The 17,199-nt window shown below is 64.3% G+C and carries 19 protein-coding genes and 1 tRNA gene; 16 read left to right on the top strand and 4 right to left on the bottom strand.

Annotated elements, in window-relative coordinates:
* Positions 1 to 15 precede the first annotated feature (15 nt).
* Positions 16 to 1,056 (bottom strand): polyamine ABC transporter substrate-binding protein, encoded by a 1,041-nt coding sequence (locus IE266_RS16400; RefSeq protein WP_189681191.1) that lies wholly within the window; start codon positions 1,054 to 1,056, stop codon positions 16 to 18.
* A 65-nt stretch (positions 1,057 to 1,121) separates the two neighbouring features.
* Positions 1,122 to 2,468, bottom strand: coding sequence for an NAD(P)/FAD-dependent oxidoreductase (locus IE266_RS16395; protein WP_189681190.1), 1,347 nt, complete (start codon positions 2,466 to 2,468; stop codon positions 1,122 to 1,124).
* Positions 2,469 to 2,642: 174 nt separating this feature from the next.
* Here IE266_RS16395 and IE266_RS16390 point away from each other — a divergent pair, with 174 nt between their 5' ends.
* From IE266_RS16390 to IE266_RS16360, 7 genes are all read left to right on the top strand, one after another.
* Complete coding sequence (locus IE266_RS16390; RefSeq protein WP_229864194.1) at positions 2,643 to 3,548, top strand: LysR family transcriptional regulator; 906 nt, start codon at positions 2,643 to 2,645, stop codon at positions 3,546 to 3,548.
* Positions 3,549 to 3,704: 156 nt separating this feature from the next.
* The gene (locus IE266_RS16385; RefSeq protein WP_189681188.1) at positions 3,705 to 4,502 is read left to right on the top strand and encodes a DeoR/GlpR family DNA-binding transcription regulator; all 798 of its coding nucleotides are present in this window, start codon (positions 3,705 to 3,707) and stop codon (positions 4,500 to 4,502) included.
* Positions 4,503 to 4,584: 82 nt separating this feature from the next.
* Positions 4,585 to 5,544 (top strand): phosphate/phosphite/phosphonate ABC transporter substrate-binding protein, encoded by a 960-nt coding sequence (gene phnD, locus IE266_RS16380; RefSeq protein ID WP_373310586.1) that lies wholly within the window; start codon positions 4,585 to 4,587, stop codon positions 5,542 to 5,544.
* Between the two features lie 67 nt (positions 5,545 to 5,611).
* Complete coding sequence (gene phnC, locus IE266_RS16375) at positions 5,612 to 6,400, top strand: phosphonate ABC transporter ATP-binding protein (RefSeq protein ID WP_189681186.1); 789 nt, start codon at positions 5,612 to 5,614, stop codon at positions 6,398 to 6,400.
* Positions 6,397 to 7,218, top strand: coding sequence for a phosphonate ABC transporter, permease protein PhnE (gene phnE, locus IE266_RS16370; RefSeq protein WP_189681185.1), 822 nt, complete (start codon positions 6,397 to 6,399; stop codon positions 7,216 to 7,218). The genes phnC and phnE (IE266_RS16370) overlap by 4 nt, the downstream gene beginning before the upstream one ends.
* Entirely contained in the window at positions 7,218 to 8,033 is an 816-nt protein-coding gene (gene phnE / locus IE266_RS16365) for a phosphonate ABC transporter, permease protein PhnE (RefSeq protein WP_189681184.1), read from the top strand. The genes phnE (IE266_RS16370) and phnE (IE266_RS16365) overlap by 1 nt, the downstream gene beginning before the upstream one ends.
* A 5-nt stretch (positions 8,034 to 8,038) precedes the next feature.
* A complete protein-coding gene (locus tag IE266_RS16360) occupies positions 8,039 to 8,929 on the top strand; it encodes an HAD-IIA family hydrolase (RefSeq protein WP_308434601.1) in 891 nt (296 codons plus the stop codon).
* Positions 8,930 to 9,044: 115 nt separating this feature from the next.
* Here IE266_RS16360 and IE266_RS16355 read toward each other — a convergent pair.
* Positions 9,045 to 9,134 (bottom strand) — tRNA-Ser (locus IE266_RS16355).
* A 187-nt stretch (positions 9,135 to 9,321) separates the two neighbouring features.
* Between IE266_RS16355 and IE266_RS16350 the strand changes: the two genes are divergently transcribed.
* The 8 genes from IE266_RS16350 to IE266_RS16315 all read left to right on the top strand — a co-directional run bounded on the left by IE266_RS16350 (position 9,322) and on the right by IE266_RS16315 (position 16,293).
* Positions 9,322 to 10,110 (top strand): DUF2059 domain-containing protein, encoded by a 789-nt coding sequence (locus IE266_RS16350; RefSeq protein ID WP_229864192.1) that lies wholly within the window; start codon positions 9,322 to 9,324, stop codon positions 10,108 to 10,110.
* A gap of 2 nt (positions 10,111 to 10,112) precedes the next feature.
* A complete protein-coding gene (locus IE266_RS16345; RefSeq protein ID WP_189681183.1) occupies positions 10,113 to 10,937 on the top strand; it encodes a DUF2059 domain-containing protein in 825 nt (274 codons plus the stop codon).
* A gap of 189 nt (positions 10,938 to 11,126) precedes the next feature.
* The gene (locus IE266_RS16340; protein WP_189681182.1) at positions 11,127 to 11,762 is read left to right on the top strand and encodes a 50S ribosomal protein L21; all 636 of its coding nucleotides are present in this window, start codon (positions 11,127 to 11,129) and stop codon (positions 11,760 to 11,762) included.
* A gap of 12 nt (positions 11,763 to 11,774) precedes the next feature.
* A complete protein-coding gene (gene rpmA, locus IE266_RS16335) occupies positions 11,775 to 12,044 on the top strand; it encodes a 50S ribosomal protein L27 (RefSeq protein WP_189681181.1) in 270 nt (89 codons plus the stop codon).
* A 230-nt stretch (positions 12,045 to 12,274) separates the two neighbouring features.
* A complete protein-coding gene (locus tag IE266_RS16330; protein ID WP_189681180.1) occupies positions 12,275 to 12,811 on the top strand; it encodes a GNAT family N-acetyltransferase in 537 nt (178 codons plus the stop codon).
* A 32-nt stretch (positions 12,812 to 12,843) separates the two neighbouring features.
* Positions 12,844 to 13,905, top strand: a complete 1,062-nt coding sequence (obgE, locus tag IE266_RS16325; RefSeq protein WP_189681179.1) for a GTPase ObgE — start codon at positions 12,844 to 12,846, stop codon at positions 13,903 to 13,905.
* A complete protein-coding gene (gene proB / locus IE266_RS16320) occupies positions 13,893 to 14,999 on the top strand; it encodes a glutamate 5-kinase (protein ID WP_189681178.1) in 1,107 nt (368 codons plus the stop codon). The genes obgE and proB overlap by 13 nt, the downstream gene beginning before the upstream one ends.
* Before the next feature lie 28 nt (positions 15,000 to 15,027).
* On the top strand, positions 15,028 to 16,293 hold the full coding sequence (locus tag IE266_RS16315) for a glutamate-5-semialdehyde dehydrogenase (RefSeq protein WP_189681177.1): 1,266 nt from the start codon (positions 15,028 to 15,030) through the stop codon (positions 16,291 to 16,293).
* A gap of 3 nt (positions 16,294 to 16,296) precedes the next feature.
* On the opposite strand, the gene IE266_RS16310 is transcribed toward IE266_RS16315, so the two are convergent.
* A complete protein-coding gene (locus IE266_RS16310; protein ID WP_189681176.1) occupies positions 16,297 to 16,896 on the bottom strand; it encodes a histidine phosphotransferase family protein in 600 nt (199 codons plus the stop codon).
* A 29-nt stretch (positions 16,897 to 16,925) separates the two neighbouring features.
* Between IE266_RS16310 and IE266_RS16305 the strand changes: the two genes are divergently transcribed.
* Positions 16,926 to 17,114: a DUF3553 domain-containing protein gene (locus IE266_RS16305; RefSeq protein ID WP_189681175.1), complete on the top strand. Its 189-nt coding sequence runs from the start codon at positions 16,926 to 16,928 to the stop codon at positions 17,112 to 17,114.
* The last annotated feature ends 85 nt before the right edge of the window (positions 17,115 to 17,199 follow it).

Here is a 17,199-nt window from a genome sequence, read left to right as displayed (position 1 = left end):
TGTCACTTGATGCGATTATTCCGTCAGCATCGACTGATATTTCTCGTCCGCAATGGTTTCCCACTTGATGTACCATTCCAGCGAGATCGGCAGCTGCATCGCCGCGTTGGCCGGCGACGAGGGCAGCATTGCCGCGACTTCCGGGGTGATTTCGCCGGTGTCGAAGGCCGCCTTGTTGGTCGGCCCGTAGGTGATGTATTTCGGCAGGTCGTCCTGGTATTCCGGCTTGGAGATTTCGGCCAGGAAGGCCATTGCCGTATCCTTGTTCGGCGCACCTTTCGGAATGGCGAAACAGTCATAGTCGAGCAGCGCCTGGTTGAAGCTGTATTTCACCATCGCGCCATCCTTGGCAGCATTGTCGAAGCGGCCGTTCCAGCCAGTGGTCATGTCGACCTCACCGTCTTTCATCAGCTGCGCATGTTGCGCGCCCGAGGACCAGAAGACGTCGATATGCGGCTTGAGTTCGCGGATCTTGTTGATCGCCCGCTCGATGCCTTCCTCGGAGTCCAGCACCTTGTAGACATCCTCGGGCGCCACGCCGTCGGCCATGAGCGCCGGTTCCAGCGCGCCGGCCACCTTGTTGCGATAGGCGCGCTTGCCTGGGAATTTCTCGACGTTCCAGAAGTCGGCCCAGCTTTGCGGGCCGTTGTCGCCATAGGTCTTTGTGTTCCAGGCATAAACGGTCGAGAACACGTCACCACCCACGCAATACTCCGACTTCAGCGTCGGGTAGAAGGTCGAGACGTCGATCACCGAGTAATCCAGCGGTTCCAGCAGCCCTTCCGCCCCGGCGCGTGCCGCCGAGCCCGACCCGCTGGCGACGATGTCCAGCGTCACGGCGCCTGTCGAAACTTGCAGGCGCACGTCGGACATGCCGCCATAGGTCTCTTCCTTGACCGCGATGCCGGTATTGGCCGCGGCTGGTGCGAAGAGCGCCTTGCTCTGCGCCTCCTGGTAGGATCCGCCCCACGAGGCGATGGTCACGGTCTTGTCCTGGGCCAGCGCGGTGGTCGCCATGAGGCCCGCGGCCACGGTGAGGGTGAGAGAAAGTTTCATTCTTGTGTCTCCTCTGTTGTCGAACCGGACACCGGATGGGGTGCCGCGGCGGTCGCCTTGTCATTTCATTCCGGACGGCTTGGCGCCTGGCCCATCCGGATGGTCGCTCGGCCCGCCGCGAGGGCGCGCCGGTGTTGGTTCTGATCGTGCCACCGGTACCAGGCCACGGTGGCCGGCAGAAACCAGGGGTGGCCGTTGTAGAGGGGTCGCGTCGGAAACGGCAGATCGTCGAAGGCCGTGCGCCCCTCGGACAGGCCCAGCACCTTCTGCCCCAGGCGCATTCCTAGATAGGACGCCATCGAGACGCCCGAGCCGCAATAGCCCATTGCATAGTGGATGCCGTTGTGAACCCCGGTGTGCGCCATCTCGTCGAAGGTATAGGCGACGGTACCGGTCCACGAATGGCTGACGCCGTAACTGCGCAGCTCCGGAAAGACCCGGCACATGTCGTCGTAGAGCTTGGGTCCGCTGGCGGCCGGGTCGGTCTCCGATGCCGAGACGCGGCCGCCGAACAGTATCCTCCGCCGGTCGGGCGATGCGCGATAGTAGTAGACCACCTTGCAGGTGTCCGAGGCGATCCGGTCTGTGGGGAATAGCTCGTCAACCAGGGCAACGGGCAGTTCCTCGGTGGCGATGATGTAGCTGCCGATGGGAATGACGCGCCGGCGCAGCCAGGGGGTCAGTCGCGAGGTATAGCCGTTCGTTGCGATGATGACGTCGCGCGCCCGGACCCGGCCCTTTTCAGTGTCGAGCAAGAAACCGCTCGCATCGCGCACGACGCCCGTGACCGCGCAATTGCCGGTGACATGCGCACCGGCCTCCAGCGCGGTCTTCAGCAAGCCCCGGTGATACTGCGCCGGGTTGATCGAAGCATGGCGCGTATAGACGACCCCGCCGAAATATGCGTCGGTCCCCAGCTCCGAACGCTGCTCACTGCGCGGAACCACGATGGAATCGATCCCCTCGCGCTGCCGCAGTTCGTCTGCTTCGCGCACCAGCTCTTCATAGTGCCGGGGTGTATGCGCCGCATGGAAGCGGCCGGCGCGGCGGAAGTGACAGTATATGCCTTCCTGGGCGATCCGCCGCTCGATCCAGTCGAGCGCGTTCTGGCCTTCTTGCCTGATCGCTCGGGCGCGCTCGGCTCCGTAGCGGGCCGAGAGCTTGTCGAGCGAGGGCTTCACGCTGGTGCTGATCTGCCCGCCGTTGCGGGTGCTGCAGCCCCAGCCGGGATCGCCCGCATCGAGCACGAGCGTCGAACGCCCGCCCCGAGCCGTCTCGATCGCAGCGTTCAACCCGGTATAGCCCGAGCCGACGATGGCCACGTCGACCTGCGGCAAGGGCTGCGAGGGCAGTTCGGGTGGTTGCGGAAGCCCTTCCAGCCAGTAAGCATGTTCGCTGAAACCTGGCAGCAACGGGCCCCGCCGGGCCGATGTTGTGGAATTCGACTGCAATCCATCCCCCTGAACACCCCGCCGGTCGGTTTCAAGCGCGCCGGGATGACGCAACGGTAGATTTGGTATTTTATTAAATCAATTTAATACGGATTATGCTTGTATTCGATTTGTTAATGTATGCGAGCGTTCGTCATGCAGATCAAACTGCGCCATCTCGAAGTTTTCAATGCCTTGATCGAGGCCGGGTCTGTCTCGCGTGCCGCTGAACGTCTGAACCTGACCCAGCCCGCCGTCAGCATAGCGCTGAGCAACCTCGAGGCGGACCTGGGCTTTCGGCTGTTTCACCGCGACCGCGGCTATTTTGCCCCGACGGGCGAGGCCATGCTGCTGCACGCGGAGGTCGCGCAGAGCCTGCTCGCGCTCGCGCGGATAGAACAGCGCGCGCATGAGATCCGCACTGGCGCGGCAGGCGGGGTCAGCATTGCGACCAATGGCGTGCTCGCGATCAATTTCCTGCCGGAGTTGATCGCGCATTATCACGCCGACAACCCCGGCACCCGGGTCGAGATGCGCGTTCATTCCTCGCGCCAGATCTCGACCTGGGTGAGCGGGCGGCAGATCGACATCGGGTTGATCGACACGCCGGTTCCCGTGGCCGGGGTCAATTCCGAGGCCTTCCTGCTGGAGTGTGTCTGCATCATGCGCGCCGACGATCCTTTGGCCGCCGAGACCGTGATTCGCCCGGAACTCCTGAAGGGCCGGTCGGTCATCGCGATCCTGGGTGATCACATGGTCGACCGCCAACTCGACCGTCTGCTGTCCGAGGCCGGTGTGACCATCGAGCGCAATACGACAGGTTCGTATTTTGCCATCGCCCGCAAACTCGTCGCCGCCGGTAACGGTGTCGCATTGATAGACCCGATCAACGCCCTTGCACCTCTGGGTGACGGCGTTGTCTGGCGGCGCTTCGTGCCGCGCGTCGACACCGAGATCGCCATGCTGACCGCCAAGGATCTGCCACTGAGCGCAGCCACCCGGATGATCGTCTCCCGGATCCGGGAGGGCCTGAACCGGGGTGCGCGCCTTCCCGAGAGCTGATCCTGTCCCACGGCCCGGCAACGGAAAGGGCAGGGTCTCGGTGAGGGAATTTGTCATTTCCAACAAAATCGCTTGCATGAACGTGCAACTCTCCAAAAAAATCTCCGAAAGGCGGCCGATCCGGTCAAATCCGGGCGGAGGCAACAGGGAGGTTCAATGCTGGACAAGGTAAGGCCGTACGCTCCGCGTCGGCTGCGCAAGATTGAACGGCGCGAGCAGATCCTGCTCGAGCTGAAGTTGCGCCCGCACGTCCGCAATGCCGAGCTTGCCGAACGCTTCGGTGTCTCGACCGAAACCGTGCGCCGCGACGTCGACGCGCTTTCTGCCGAGGGCCTGCTGAGTCGCGCACACGGTGGCGCTTCGGCGACGCCGAACCGTCAGTACCCCGGGTTCGACGAGCGCAACCGGGCACGACTGGAGGAGCGCGAAAGGATCGGGCGGGCCGCGGCGGCCCTCGTGCAGCCCGGCGACTCGGTGATGATCGACGCGGGCTCGACCACGCTTCAGGTCGCGCGATTCCTGGCCTTTTCGGGCACCGAATGCACGGTTCTGACCAACAGCCTGCCCGTCGCCACCGCGATCGGGCAGAGCGCGGGGGCTCAGGTCATCCTTTGTCCTGGCGACTTCCTGCCGTCCGAGGCCGCCGTCGTCGGCCCGGATGCTATAGAGTTCATCGAACGGCATCACTTCGACCGCTGTTTTCTGGGCGCGTCCAACGTGTCCGCCGACGGCGTGTCGGAAACCGTGCGTGGCTTTGCCGCGATCAAGCGCTCCATGCTGCGCCGGTCGGGGCAGGCGCATCTGGTGATCGACGGAGCCAAAATCGGGCATGAGGGCATGGCCCACGTGGGGGCACTTGCGGCCTTTGCATCGGTCGTCACCGACCGGCTGCCGGAGAAAGACATTTGCAATGCGTTGGAGGACGCGGGCGTCGAGGTGCTGGTCGCCGACTGACGCTGGGACGACCGCCGCGGAGGAGCGCGGTGGAATTGAGAAACACCAAAGGGAGGAAGACCGAATGACCCCGACCAAACTGATGGCCACGGCAGCCGTATCGGCGCTGACCGCACTGTTCGCCGCAGGCGGTGCCTGGGCGCAGGATTGTCCGCGCGGCGATCTCGACAAGCGCTATTGCGATGTCGACGGCGACCTGGTGGCCGATGTGCCGACCGACTCGTCCCAGTGGATCGATCCCGACACGCTGATCTTCGCCTATACCCCGGTCGAGGATCCGGCGGTCTACAAGACCGCCTGGGCCGATTTTCTCGATTTCCTCAAGGAGAAGACCGGCAAGGACGTCGTCTTCTTCCCGGTCCAGTCCAACGCCGCCCAGATCGAGGCCATGCGCTCGGGCCGCCTGCATATCGCAGGGTTCAACACCGGGTCGAACCCGCTGGCGGTGAACTGCGCCGGCTTCCGGCCCTTCACAATCATGGCGTCGAAGGACGGCGGCTTCGGCTACGAGATGGAGATCATCACCTTTCCGGGCTCTGGCATCGAGAAGATGGAGGACATCAAGGGCAAGCAACTCGCCTTCTCATCGGAGACCTCGAACTCGGGCTACAAGGCCCCCTCGGCGATCCTCAAGGCCGACTACGACATGATTGCCGGGCGCGATTTCGAGCCGGTCTTCTCGGGCAAGCATGACAACACCATCCTCGGCGTGGCAAACAAGGACTACCCGGCGGGGGCGATTGCGAACTCGGTCATGGCGCGGATGATCGAGCGCGATGTCATCAAGGCCGATCAGGTCAAGTCGATCTACAAGTCGCAGACCTTCCCTACCACCGGCTTCGGCGTGGTCTACAACCTCAAACCGGAGCTGCAGGAGCAGATCAAGCAGGCCTTCTTCGAGTTCAAATGGGACGGCTCGTCCCTGCAGGAAGAGTTCAAGAAGTCCGGTGAGGAACAGTTCCTCGAGATGAATTACAAGGACTTCTGGGACGTGATCCGCAAGATCGACGCGGCCAACGGCGTGTCCTACGCCTGCGAATAAGATCGCTGGCACGGCGGCCCGCGGGATGCGGGCCGCCACACAGTCATAACAAGACGAGGGGGTGGGGATGCTCAGGCTGGACAAGCTGGTCAAGACCTACAGGACCGGCGATCAGGCGCTGAAGTCCGTCGAGATCGAAGTGCCCATCGGGCAGGTGGTGGCCTTGATCGGCCCGTCGGGCGCGGGGAAGTCGACGCTCATCCGCTGCATCAACCGGCTGGTGGAACCGAGTGGCGGCAAGGTCTGGCTGGACGACGTGGAACTGACCGCACTGTCCTCCGGCGCGCTGCGCCGGGCACGGCGGCGGATGGGCATGATCTTCCAGGAATATGCCCTCGTCGAACGGCTGACGGTGATGGAGAACGTGCTGTCGGGCCGGCTTGGCTATGTCGGCTTCTGGCGCAGCCTGCTGCGGCGCTTTCCGCAGAAGGACGTGGACGAGGCCTTTCGCCTGCTCGACCGCGTGGGCCTGCTGGCCATGGCCGACAAGCGGGCTGACGAGCTGTCTGGCGGCCAGCGTCAACGCGTCGGCATCGCCCGCGCGCTGATCCAGAACCCGGCGCTTCTGCTGGTGGACGAACCGACCGCCTCACTCGACCCCAAGACCTCGCGCCAGATCATGCGCCTGATCTGCGAACTTTGCGCTGAACGCGGGCTGGCGGCGATCATCAACATCCACGACGTCGCGCTGGCGCAGATGTTCGTGCAGCGGGTGATCGGCCTGAAGGCGGGCGAGATCGCCTTTGATGGCCCTCCTGACGCGCTGACGCCCGAGGTGCTCACCCGGATCTACGGGGAAGAGGACTGGCAGGCGACGATCAAGACGGACGAAACAGCCGAAGAGGCCGTGGCATGAGCGGTGTGTCGACGGAACTCGAAACGCTCCTCGGCACGCGCTGGAAGAAGCCGCCACTGATCAAGCTGTCCTGGCTGCGCTGGCTGCTGATCCTGGGCGGAGCGGTTTACCTGGTACTTGCAATCGCCTCGGTCGAGGTGAACTGGTCGCGGGTCTACGAAGGGCTCGACCGCGGCGGCGCCTTCATCATGTCCTTCACCCGGCCCGATTTCCTCTCGCGCGGCGGAGATATCTGGAACGGGCTGGTCGAGAGCGTGGTGATAACAGTCGCGGCCTCGGTCGTGGGCATCCTCATCTCGATTCCCATCGGGCTGGGCGCTGCGCGCAACATCGCGCCGCTGCCGGTCTACCTCGTCTGCCGCGCCATTGTGGCGGTCAGCCGGGCGCTGCAAGAGATCATTGTGGCGATCCTGCTGGTGGCGATCTTCGGCTTTGGTCCGCTGGCCGGTTTCCTCACACTGTCATTCGCGACCATCGGTTTCTTGTCGAAACTCCTGGCCGAGGACATCGAGGCCATGGACCGGGTGCAGGCCGAGGCGATCCGCGCCACCGGGGCGCGCTGGACACAGTGGATCAACTACGGGGTGCAACCGCAGGTGATGCCGCGACTGATCGGCCTCTCGATGTATCGCCTAGACATCAACTTCCGTGAAAGTGCCATCCTGGGCCTGGTCGGCGCGGGGGGCATCGGTGCGACGCTGAACACTGCCTTCGACCGCTACGAATTCGACACCGCCGCGGCAATCCTGCTGGTCATCATCGGCATCGTCATGGCGCTTGAATATCTGTCCGGGGTGATCCGGGCGAGGGTGCGCTGATGCCGGTGCGCGAGATAGCGGGCGCCAAGGTGTGGCGCCGCCGGACCACCGGCGAGGCCATGCTGCGCTGGGTGGGCTGGCTGATCGGCGTTGCGATCTTCGTCTGGTGCTGGCAGCAGATATCGGCCTCGACCACATGGTTCTTCGTCTGGGATGCGCCGCGGATCGCGGGGGATATCATCGACCGGGCCACGCCGCCGCGCTGGTCCTACATGGAAAAGCTGTGGTGGCCGATCTGGGACACCATCAACATCGCAACACTCGGCACGTTGATTGCGCTGGTGCTGGCGGTGCCGGTAGCCTTCCTCGCGGCCCGCAACACAACACCCTCGACCTGGATCATCCGCCCGGTGGCGCTGTTCATTATCGTGGCCAGCCGCTCGATAAACTCGCTGATCTGGGCACTGCTGCTGATCGCGATCATCGGGCCCGGCGTCTTTGCAGGCATCCTCGCCATCGCCATCCGCTCGGTCGGCTTCTGCGCCAAGCTGCTCTACGAGGCCATCGAGGAGATCGACGAGACCCAGGTCGAGGCGATCACCGCGACCGGCGCCTCGCGCTGGCAGGTGATGGTCTATGGCATCGTTCCGCAGATCATGCCTGCCTTTGCCGGCATCTCGGTGTTCCGCTGGGACATCAACATCCGCGAAAGTACGGTGCTGGGGCTGGTCGGGGCCGGGGGGATCGGGCTGCAGCTGTCAGGTTCGCTGAACACCCTGGCCTGGCCGCAGGTCTCGCTGATCCTGCTGGTGATCCTGCTCGCTGTGGTGATCAGCGAATGGGTCTCGGCCAAGGTCCGGGGAGCGATCATATGATTGCAATGACGTCGAAGGCCGCATTTGCCGCCTACGAGGCCGTCCGTCACAGGCTGCCGCAGGCGACGGCCGGCGGCGCCTGCCGACGGGTGGCCCATCTGGAGGAAATCGCCGAGGCCTTCGACGTCTTCCTGCTCGACGCCTTCGGCGTGTTGAACATTGGCGAGACGGCCATTCCAGGCGTGGCCGAGCGCATTGCGCGGATACGTGCCGCCGGAAAGCGGTTCTTCGTGGTGACCAATGCTGCCAGCTATACGATCGCCGGGTTGGCGCGCAAATATGCCGGCCTGGGTTACAGCTTCACCCCCGAGGAAATAATCAGCAGCCGGTGCACCTTGCTCTCCAGCCTGAACGGCGAGAGCATCCGCTGGGGCCTGGCCTTGCCCGGGGGCGCGGGGCGCGAGGATCTGCCGGTCGATTTCCATGACCTGGAGGACGACCCCGATGCCTACGCGCGGGCCGAAGGCTTCATGCTGCTCGGCAGCGGAGAATGGACCGAGGCGCGGCACCTGCTGCTGGCCGCGGAACTGTCGCGCCGGCCGCGCCCGGTCTGGGTCGGCAATCCCGATATCGTTGCACCGCGCGAGCATGGCTTCTCCATCGAGCCCGGCCATTACGGTCACCGGCTCGCCGACGAGACCGGCGTGGCCCCGCGCTTTTTCGGCAAGCCATTCGGCAATATCTTCGAAGTGGCCCGCAAGCGCATCGGACCGGCAGTCCCGCCCGAGCGCATCGTCATGGTCGGGGACAGCCTGCACACTGACATCCTCGGCGCCCAGGCAGCGGGGATCGGCTCGGCGCTGGTGACGGGTTACGGGTTCTTTGCCGGAGAAGATCATGCCGCTGCCATCGAGGCGGCGGGAATCCGCCCTGACTTTTTGCTCGATCGGCCCTAGCCAGCAGTCAGCTGCCACTGGCTATCGGAGCGAGTGTGCTGACAGAACCAGATCAGTTGTAAAGCTGTTTGCCGAGAACCCAACCCGAGCAATTCAATTGCCCGGGTGTGGTTTGTGGCGGAGAGACAGGGATTCGAACCCTGGGTGGGCTCACACCCACAACGGTTTTCGAGACCGCCCCGTTCGACCACTCCGGCACCTCTCCGCGGGGGTCTGGGGCCTGCGTTTAGCGATGATTTCGGGGGCATGCAAGGGGCCTTTCCAACCTTTCTCGGCATGTTCTTTTTTGCCGTTGCCGTCTGATCCAAAAAGCTTAGATTCGGGCCATGAAACGCCATAGCTTTATGTTCCGCCCGCTGTCTTGCCTGGTCGCATTCCTCGGGCTCGCGCTGATGACCATCACGGCTCCGAGTCCCTCTGCCGCGGCAGAGCGCGCTCGAATCGAAGCCTTTCTGAATGTTACCGGATTCGACGTCGCGCTTGATTCCATCGCGCTCTCGGCCAAGTCCGCGCCCCGGATGCTGGGGTTGGAGGCCGAGGATTTCGGCATCGAATGGACTAGGATGGCCGATGATGTCTTCGCCCCCGGCGTGATGCGTGGCCTCGCGCTTGATATCCTAGAACAGACGCTTGATGATGACATGCTGCACGTGGCGGTCGACTTCTATTCCTCCGACCTTGGCCAGAAACTGGTCCAGGCCGAGAACACCGCGCATGTGACCGATGACGACATCAAGGCTGACCAGGGCGAGCAGATCGTTGCCGACCTGGTCCGCACGGGTAGCCCTCGGCTTGAGTTGTTCAAGCGGATGAGCCAGGCGATCGGCGGAGCGGAAACGGCAGTACGGGCGATGCAGGAGATCCAGCTGCGCTTCCTGATGTCGGCAAGCGCGGCAGGTGTCGTGAACCTGAAGGTCGACGCAGACGAGTTGCGCGGGCGGCTCAAGTCTCAAGAGGGCGCGATGCTGCGGTCGGTCCAGAAGAGCGGGCTGGCCGCCTCGGCGCTGACCTATCGTGACTTCACCGATGAAGAGTTGACCGCCTATGCCGACGCGCTGGAAGGCCCCGAGATGCGCAAGGTCTATGAGTTGCTTAACGCGGTGCAATACGAGATCACGGCGAACCGGTTCGAGGCCCTGGCGGCGCGGATGGCGAATCTGCAACCGCAGCAGGATCTCTGATCTTGGCCGGGCTGCTTCAGCGCATTCTCATGGCGGTCGGCTTGGTGCTGGCGTTTTCTCTTCCAGCCCACGCGGCCGACGAGGTCATGCGCCTGGACAAGGCATTGCACTTTGATGCGGTAGTTCAGATCCTGCGCGAGGAGGGGCTGGATTACGGCCGCGACCTCGATGGCGACATGCTGGGCGGCGAGGGCGGCGCGCATTTCGCGGGCGAAATCGACCGGATCTATGATGCCGCCCGGATCACCGAAGTGATGCGCGCCAAGCTGGCCGAGACCATGACCCCCGAAGAGATGGCCGAATGCCTGGCCTTCCTCGAATCCCCGGTCGGGCAGCGGATCATGGGGCTTGAAGTGTCTGCGCGCCAGGCGATGAGTGACGAGGAAGTGACCGAGATCGCCAAAGCCTCCTACGCCGATGCTGCGGCCCGTGGATTGCCGCGGATCGAGATGATCGCGCGCTTCATCAAGATCAACGAACTGGTCGACCGCAACGTCGCCGGCGCGCTCAGCTCGAACTACCGATTCCTGCGCGGGATGAGCGACGGCGGCCAGAGGAAGCTCAGCGAAGGCGAGATCATGGACCGCGTCTGGGAGCAGGAGCCGGATGTCCGCAAGGACACCATCGACTGGATGAACGGCTTTCTCTACATGGCCTACGGGCCCCTGAGCGACGACGAGATGCAGGCCTATCTCGACTTCTCGGCCTCACCGGCGGGGCAGAAGCTGAACAAGGCGCTGTTCTCCGGTTTTGACGCGGCCTATGACCGGATCTACTACGAGATCGGACAGGCGGCGGCGCGTGCATTGTCGTCGCGCGATCTCTAGCGCCACGGCCATCATTGCGGTTGACAGGCAGGGGCGAAATGCGCATAAGCGCCACGCCCGGCCGAGCCATCGTGCCGGGTTTTGTTCTCATGACGCCCCTGGCGGGGCGCGCTGTTCACGGGTGGCCCACGGGCCGCGAACGCCCCAGGATGGGGGACCCCAGGACGCGGCAACGATAAGGAATACCACATGTTCGCGGTCATCAAGACCGGCGGCAAGCAATACAAGGTTCAGTCCGGAGACATGCTCCGCGTCGAGAAACTTGCAGCTGATGCCGGCGAAACCGTCCAGTTCAACGAAGTCCTGATGCTCGGCGGTGACAAGACCGTCGTGGGCGCGCCCATCATCGCAGGCGCCGGCGTCCAGGCCGAGGTCGTCGACCTCGTCAAGGCCGACAAGGTCATCCACTTCGTCAAGCGTCGCCGCAAGCACAGCTCGCAGCGCACCAAGGGCCACCGTCAGAAGCTGTCGCTGATCCGGGTCACCGAGATCCTGGAATCGGGCGCAGACAAGTCGGGCGTCAAGGCCGCTGTGGGTGCAGGTTCGGTCAGCGTTGCTGCTGTTGCCGCTGCTGCTCCGAAGGCAGAAAAGCCGGCCAAGGCCGCAAAAGCGCCGAAAGCCGCCACTGGCGACGATCTCAAGAAGCTGTCGGGCGTCGGCCCCGCGCTCGAAAAGAAGCTGATCGAGGCCGGTGTGACCTCGTTCGCCCAGATCGCAGCATGGACGGAAGACGACGTTGCTGCTATGGACGAGAAACTGTCGTTCAAAGGCCGGATTCAGCGCGAAGGCTGGATCGAACAGGCCAAGGAACTGGCGAAAGCCTAAGGAGAAACAACCATGGCACACAAGAAAGCAGGCGGTTCCTCCCGTAACGGCCGCGATTCCGCGGGCCGCCGCCTCGGCGTGAAGCTCTACGGTGGTCAGGCCGCCATTCCCGGCAACATCATCGTTCGTCAGCGCGGCACCAAGTATTGGCCGGGCAACGGTGTGGACATGGGCAAGGATCACACGATCTTCGCCGTGACCGAAGGCGCCGTAACCTTCCACAAGGGCCTCAAGGGCCGTACCTTCATTTCGGTCCTGCCAGTGGCGGAGGCCGCAGAGTAAGCCGAAACCGCAAGGGTTTAGAAAAAACCAGGGGATCGGCGATAGCGCCGGTCCCCTTTCCGTTTTCGCGGCCGGAAGGGAGACCGCTCGCGGAAACGTCAGGCGCAATTTGGCTAAAAAAGGCCAAACTGCGTCACGGAGGGCGCACAATCGTGCGGTAATTGGAGGAGACTCGCCCGTGTCTGGATGGCCGGCGAGGATGAGAGTGAAGCCTGGAGGAGAGTCGAGAAATGAAACTGGATCAGATCGTTGTCCAACCGGTGGTGGAGACCGAGCGCTTTGACCTGCGCCCGCTGCGCCGTTCCGACCTGGGCCTGATCGAGCTTTATGCCGGCGACCCCCGGGTCGCACGGATGACCACCTCGATTCCGCATCCGCTGCCACCCGGCACCATCGAGGCCTTCATCTCGCGCTCTCTGGCCGACAACCGCGCCGAAGACGTCTGGGCGATGGACGCCAGCCGTACGGGCGGTTCGGAAATGATGGGCCTGATCTCGCTGGTCAGGCTCGACCGCAACCAGTCGGAAGTCGGCTATTGGGTCGCACCGGTGTTCTGGAACACCGGGCTCGCCTCGGATGCCGTGGCTGCGCTGGTGCAGGCCAACCCGCTTGGCAACGCCACGATGTTCGCAAGCGTGTTCCAGGACAACCCGGCCTCGGCACAGGTACTCACCCGTTGCGGGTTCAAGTATCTCGGCGATGCCGAAAGCTATTGCCTGGCGCGCGACACGACGTTACCCACCTGGACCTACAGCCGGAAGCTCTGAACCCGCGCGCCGGCGCAACGGAAGTCGATATCATGAAATTCCTCGATCTGGCCAAGGTCTATATCCGCTCTGGCGGCGGCGGTAACGGCTGCGTCAGTTTCCGCCGCGAGAAGTTCATCGAATTCGGTGGTCCGGATGGCGGCGACGGCGGGCATGGCGGATCGGTCTGGGCCGAGGCGGTCGACGGTCTGAACACGCTGATCGACTTCCGCTATCAGCAGCACTTCTTTGCCAAGAACGGGCAGGGCGGCATGGGCCGTCAGCGCAGCGGCAAGCATGGTGACGATATCGTGCTGAAGGTGCCGGTCGGTACTGAGATCCTCGACGAGGATGAAGAGACGGTGATCGCCGACCTGACCGAGGCGGGCGAACGCGTGTTGCTGGCGCGTGGCGGCAACGGCGGCTTCGGCAACCTGCATTTCAAGACGGCGACCAACCAGGCCCCGCGCCGGGCCAACCCGGGGCAGGAAGGCGTGGAGCGCACGCTCTGGCTGCGGTTGAAGCTGATCGCCGACGTCGGCCTCGTGGGCCTGCCCAATGCCGGCAAGTCGACCTTCCTCGCCGCGACCTCGAACGCGCGGCCCAAGGTCGCCGACTATCCCTTCACCACGCTGCACCCGAACCTCGGCGTTGTCGGTGTGGACGGGGTCGAATTCGTCGTCGCCGACATCCCGGGCCTGATCGAAGGCGCGCATGAGGGCAGGGGGCTCGGGATCGAGTTCCTCGGCCACATCGAACGCTGCGCAGTGCTGCTGCACCTGGTCGACGGCACCTCGGCGACGATCACCAAGGATTTCCGAACCATCCGCAAGGAACTGGTCGAATATGGCGCGGGCCTGGAAGACAAGCCGATCGTGCTGGTGCTGAACAAGGTCGACGCGCTCGACGCGAAGACCCGCTCGGCGGCGCGGCGCAAGCTTGAGAAGGCGTCCGAGGGCGAGCCGGTCCTGCTGATGTCCGGCGCGACCGGCGACGGCGTGACCGAGGTGCTGCGCGCCCTGCGGGCGCAAATTGACGATGGCCGACTGCGCTTTCAGAAGACCGAGATTGAAGCGGAAACTGCACCCGAGGCGGAAGATAAATGGCATCCCTGATCGGCGCGCGCCGTGTGGTGGTGAAGATCGGCTCGGCGCTTCTCGTCGACCGAAAGAGCGGAACATTGCGGGCAGACTGGCTGCGCGCCCTTGCCGAAGACGTCGCCTGGCTGCGCAAGGGCGGCTCGGACGTGATCCTGGTCTCCTCAGGCTCGATCGCGCTCGGTCGCAACGTGTTGGGGCTGTCGATGGGCACGCTGCCGCTGGAACAGTCGCAGGCCGCCGCCGCCGTCGGTCAGATCCGTCTCGCCCGCGCCTATGAAGAAGTGCTTGCCCCCCATGCGATCACCACCGGCCAGGTTCTGGTGACGCTTGAAGACAGCACCGACCGCCGCCGCTATCTCAACTCGCGCGCGACCATGGAGACTCTGCTGGGCCTTGGCGTGGTCCCGATCGTCAACGAGAACGACACCGTCGCCACCGATGAGATCCGCTATGGCGACAACGACCGCCTCGCCGCGCAGGTGGCTGTGACGGTGGGCGCCGACGTGCTGGTTCTGCTCTCCGACGTCGACGGCTTCTATTCCGCAAACCCGACGAAGGACCCGACCGCCGTTCGCTTCGAGGTGATCGACCGGATCACCTCCGAGATCGAGGCGATGGCCGGCGATGCCGGGTCGGGCTTGTCCAAGGGCGGCATGAAGACCAAGCTGATGGCGGCCAAGATGGCCACCGCCGGCGGCTGCGCCATGGCGATCACCGAAGGATCGCCTCTCAACGCTTTGAAATTGCTGGAAGACGGCGCAAACGCGACCTGGTTCACCGCTCAGGAAGACCCGCAGGCCGCGCGCAAGCGCTGGATCGCGGCGATGAAGCCCCGCGGCGAGATCGTGGTCGACGCAGGCGCGGTGACGGCGCTTTCCAGCGGCAAGAGCCTTCTTCCGGCCGGTATCACCTCGGTCAACGGCCGGTTCGGGCGCGGCGATCCGGTGGCGATCCTCGGCCCCGCGGGCCAGAAGCTGGGCCAGGGCCTCACCCGCTATACCGTCGCCGAGGCCGAGGCCATCCGCGGCCGGCGCAGCGGCGAGATCGAGGAGATCCTCGGCTACCCCGGGCGCTCTGCCTTGATCCACCGGGACGATATGGCACTATGACTGCCGCACGACAGGAAGGCTGACTGCGATGAAAGACCTCGAAAACATTCCCGCCCTGATGGCCGATATCGGCGCGCGGGCGAAGAAGGCCTCGCAGGAGCTGGCCTTTGCCAGCCAGGAACGCAAATACGCAGCCCTTCTGGGCGCGGCAGAGGCGGTGTGGAACCGGCGGGCCGAGATCATCGAAGCAAACGGTCTCGACATGGCTTATGGCCGCGACAAGGGTCTCTCCAAGGCCATGTTGGACCGGCTGATGCTCGACGAGGACCGCATTCGCGGCATCATCGACGGGCTACGCGCCGTGGCCGAGCAGAAGGACCCGGTCGGCGAGGTCATGGACGAATGGGACATGGCCTCGGGGCTGAACATCCGCCGCGTCCGCACCCCGCTGGGCGTGATCGGCGTGATCTATGAAAGCCGTCCGAACGTGACTGCCGACGCCGGGGCGCTCTGCCTCAAGTCCGGCAACGCGGTAATCCTGCGCGGCGGATCGGAAAGCTTCCATTCCTCGGGCGCGATCCATGCCTGCCTGGTCGAGGGACTGAAATCTGCCAACCTCCCGCTGGACGCGATCCAACTGGTGCCGACCCGCGACCGCGCCGCCGTCTCCGAGATGCTGACAATGACGCAGTATATCGACGTGATCGTGCCACGTGGCGGCAAGGGCCTCGTCGGGCTGGTCCAGCGCGAGGCGCGGGTGCCGGTCTTCGCCCACCTCGAGGGCATCTGCCACACCTATGTCGGCGCCTCGGCCGATCCGGCCATGGCGGTGCAGGTGGTGTTGAACGCCAAGACCCGGCGCACCGGGATCTGCGGTGCCATGGAATGCCTTCTGGTCGACTGGAAATTCTACACCCAGCACGGACCGATCGTCGTCGAGGCGCTGCTGAAGGCGGGCGTCGAGGTGCGTGCCGAGGGCGAGCTTTCCAAGGTGCCCGGCACGGTCAAGGCCAAGCCCGAAGACTTCGGCCACGAGTTCCTCGACATGATCTGCGCGGCCAAGCTGGTTGACGGCGTCGATGCAGCCATCGAGCATATCCGCACCTATGGCTCGAACCACACCGAGTGCATCATAAGCGAGGACGGCCCCGAGGTCGCGCGGTTCTTCGAACGGCTCGACAGCGCGATCCTGATGCACAACGCGTCGACCCAATTCGCCGATGGCGGCGAATTCGGCATGGGCGCCGAGATCGGCATTGCCACCGGCAAGATGCATGCGCGCGGGCCGGTCGGGGCAACCCAGCTGACCAGCTTCAAATACCTCGTCGAGGGCAAGGGCACGCTGCGCCCGTGAAGCTCAGAACCGGATCGTGACCTGCCCCTCGCCGGCTTCGTGGCGCAGGGTCCGGCCAGCTTCCTGTGCGATCCGGGGCAGCAGGGCGAATTGCAGGGTGGCGGGGGCGATGTCGATATCGCCTGTTGCCTGCAGGTCGAGCAGCTCCCATAGCGAGGGGTTCAGCGACATCTTATCGGCCGTGCCGGTGACGCTCCATTCGCCGCCGTCTTCGCCAACCTGGACGGAACCGCCAAAAGGCATGGCTGTTTCGCAGCATTGCAGCGCGAGGAAGGCCAGCCGAACGTCCGAGCGCGCCTGTGGTCCGGGCGGCGTCCAGTGCATCTTGACCCGGTTCGCCTGGCTGATGTCGTTCAGCACCGAGACGATTTCCTGCCGGCCCAGCATCTGCTCCCCGGCCGCGCCGTAGGCGATGCGAAAGAAGCGGATCCGCGCCCCCGCGTTCAGTGCGCTGCTTGTGATCAGGTCGAATTCCGGGCCGCGCATCTGACCCGAGAGGCCAAGCAGTTCGATTCCGTTCGCGATCGCCCCGATCGGATTGATCAGGTCATGACAGATCCTGGACCCTACCAGAGTCGCCAAACGTGCGTTAACGTCGTCCATGTCCTCCCTCCATTTCGGGCCTTCTTCTCATGACCGACTTGAACGCGATCCTAACGCCCGGAATGCTGGTGCGCCATCCGGACTGGCCCGACTGGGGCGTCGGACAGGTGCAGTCCAACATCGGTGGACGCATCACGGTGAACTTCCGGGAACAGGGCAAGGTGGTCATCGACGGCTCGCGCATCGTATTGGTGCCGGTCTTTGATGAGGGAAACTGATTGACGAAGGGTTAATGGCGCCGCGTCACGGTTAGGGCTGTTGCCAAGCTGCCCTCGGCTGCGGTAAGTCCCTGCAACCGCAAGC

It is taken from the genome of Seohaeicola zhoushanensis (assembly GCF_014656415.1).
GTDB lineage: Bacteria > Pseudomonadota > Alphaproteobacteria > Rhodobacterales > Rhodobacteraceae > Seohaeicola_A > Seohaeicola_A zhoushanensis.
This window is presented reverse-complemented; position numbering and strand designations above follow the sequence as displayed.